This window comes from Pseudomonas sp. 57B-090624, from assembly GCF_003234055.1.
Classification (GTDB): domain Bacteria; phylum Pseudomonadota; class Gammaproteobacteria; order Pseudomonadales; family Pseudomonadaceae; genus Metapseudomonas; species Metapseudomonas tohonis.
On the sequence record NZ_QKRU01000168.1, the window covers coordinates 1 to 2,225 of the forward strand.

Here is a 2,225-nt window from a genome sequence, read left to right on the forward strand (position 1 = left end):
ACCTGGGTCGGCAGCACGTCGTTGGCGATCATTTCGCCGAAGGGCCCGGTGAGGTTGGTGACGCCGCGACCGGCGAGGCTGGCATAGGGCTCGGGCAGCAGCGGGAACACCAGCTCGGCGAAGCGGTAGGCCTCTTCCAGGTGCGGGTAGCCGGAGAAGATGAAGCTCTCGATGCCGAGGTCCGCGTACTCCTTGATGCGCTCGGCCACCTGCTGCGGGTCGCCCACCAGCGCGGTGCCGGCACCGCCGCGCACCAGGCCGACGCCGGCCCAGAGGTTGGGGGCGATCTCCAGGTTGTCGCGGCGGCCGTTGTGCAGCGCGGCCATGCGCCGCTGGCCTTCGGAGTCGAAGCGCGAGAAGGATTTCTGCGCCGCCTCGATGGTTTCGTCGCTGATGTGCTCGATCAGCTTGCTGGCGGCCTGCCAGGCTTGCTCGGCGGTCTCGCGGACGATCACGTGCAGGCGGATGCCGAACTTCACGCTGCGGCCATGGCGGGCGGCGCGCTCGCGCACGTCGGCGATCTTCTCGGCCACGGCGGCCGGCGGTTCGCCCCAGGTCAGGTAGACGTCCACCTGCTCGCCGGCCAGGTCGTGGGCGGCGTCGGAGGAGCCACCGAAGTACAGCGGCGGGTAGGGTTTCTGGATCGGCGGATAGAGCGCCTTGGCGTTCTGCACCTGCAGGTGCTTGCCCTCGAAGTCCACCGACTCGCCCTGCAGCACGCGGCGCCAGATGTGCAGGAATTCGTCGGTCACTTCATAGCGTTCGGCGTGGCTGAGGTGGATGCCGTCGCCACGGTTTTCGTCCGGGTCGCCGCCGGTCACCACGTTGATCAGCAGGCGGCCGCCGGAGAGGCGGTCGAGGGTGGCGGCCATGCGCGCGGAGACGGTGGGCGAGATGATCCCGGGGCGGATCGCCACCAGGTAGCGCAGGCGCTCGGTCAGCGGCGCCAGGGCCGAGGCGACCACCCAGGAGTCCTCGCAGGAACGGCCGGTGGGGATCAGCACGCCGTAGTAGCCGAGGCTGTCGGCGGCCTGGGCCACCTGCTTGAGGTAGGGCAGCGACACCGGGCGGGCGCCCTGGCTGGTGCCGAGGAAGTGGCCGTCGCCGTGGGTGGGGAGGAACCAGAACACGTTCATGGGGCTGTCCTTCAGGCGATCTTCTTGAGGGCGTCGGAGCGGCTGCCGAAGAGGCTGGCGGCGCGGTCGGCGGCCAGCGCGATGCGGGCTTTCAGCGGCTCGCTGGTGACCTGGTAATCGACGAAGTCGGCCTCGGAGGCGTAGACGCCGATGGGCAGGGTGAGGGCCTGGAAGAAGCTGAACAGCGGGCGCAGCTGGTGGTCGATGACCAGCGCGTGGCGCTCGCTGCCGCCGGTGGCGGCGAGCAGCACCGGGGTGTCGATCAGGGCATTCATGTCGATCAGGTCGAACAGGTGCTTGAACTGGCCCGGGTAGGAGCCGCGGTAGACAGGCGCCGCCACCACCAGCAGGTCGGCGGTCTCGATGGCGCGCAGCTCGTGCTCGACGGTTTCCGGCAGCTCCTTGCGCGACAGCGCACCGCCCACGGGGCGGGCGATATCGCCGAGTTCGATGATGCGCACGTTGACCGGCAGGTGCTTGCCCAGCTCGGCCACCAGGGCCTGGGTCAGCACCAGGGTGCGCGAGGGGCGGAAGGTGCCGCCGGAGACGGCGACCACATTGATGGCGTTGCTCATGGGGTTGTCCCTTGTGATGTTGCGCTAGGTACAGAGGGACTGAGCAAGGGCCGTACCAAGAGCCGAAGTGTGCGGAAACAGGGCAGTTGGGCGGGGTCGCGGCAGGAAAACCTGCCAGGTGGGCAACACTTCTGCTGATCGGGTGTTGCTGGGGAAACAGTTTGCTGGGTTGCGGCCATCGCCGATGAATGGGTGCGAACGGGGGCTGCGGGGTTTGTGGCGGCCTCGGCAGCATGGGTTTCGCTGCGCTCTACCCATCCTACGGGTGCGTCTTGTGGGGTTGGGTGTTTGGGTTTGGGCGAATGAATTGGCTCTGTCTGCGTTAAGGGGTTGAGATGGGCCTCGGCAGCATGGGTTTCGCTGCGCTCTACCCATCCTACGGGTGCGTCTTGTGGGGTTGGGTGTTTGGGGTTTGGGCGAATGAATTGGCTCTGTCTGCGTTAAGGGGTTGAGGTGGGCGTCGGCAGCATGGGTTGCGCTGCGCTCTACCCATCGGACGGGTGCTTCTTGTGGG

General features: G+C 67.8%; 2 protein-coding genes. Both read right to left on the minus strand.

Annotated features, from left to right (window positions below; all coding sequences use genetic code 11):
* Positions 1–1,136 (minus strand): FMNH2-dependent alkanesulfonate monooxygenase (gene ssuD, locus DMX10_RS32175; RefSeq protein WP_111264888.1); only part of this gene is annotated, 1,136 nt, incomplete at its 3' end.
* 11 nt (positions 1,137–1,147) lie between these two features.
* Positions 1,148–1,711 (minus strand): FMN reductase, encoded by a 564-nt coding sequence (gene msuE, locus DMX10_RS32180; protein ID WP_111264889.1) that lies wholly within the window; start codon positions 1,709–1,711, stop codon positions 1,148–1,150.
* Between the last annotated feature and the right edge of the window lie 514 nt (positions 1,712–2,225).

Bases quoted from the DNA above. Each gene is read 5' to 3' on its own strand.
- msuE (WP_111264889.1), bottom strand. From the start codon at position 1,711: ATGAGCAACGCCATCAATGTGGTCGCCGTCTCCGGCGGCACCTTCCGC.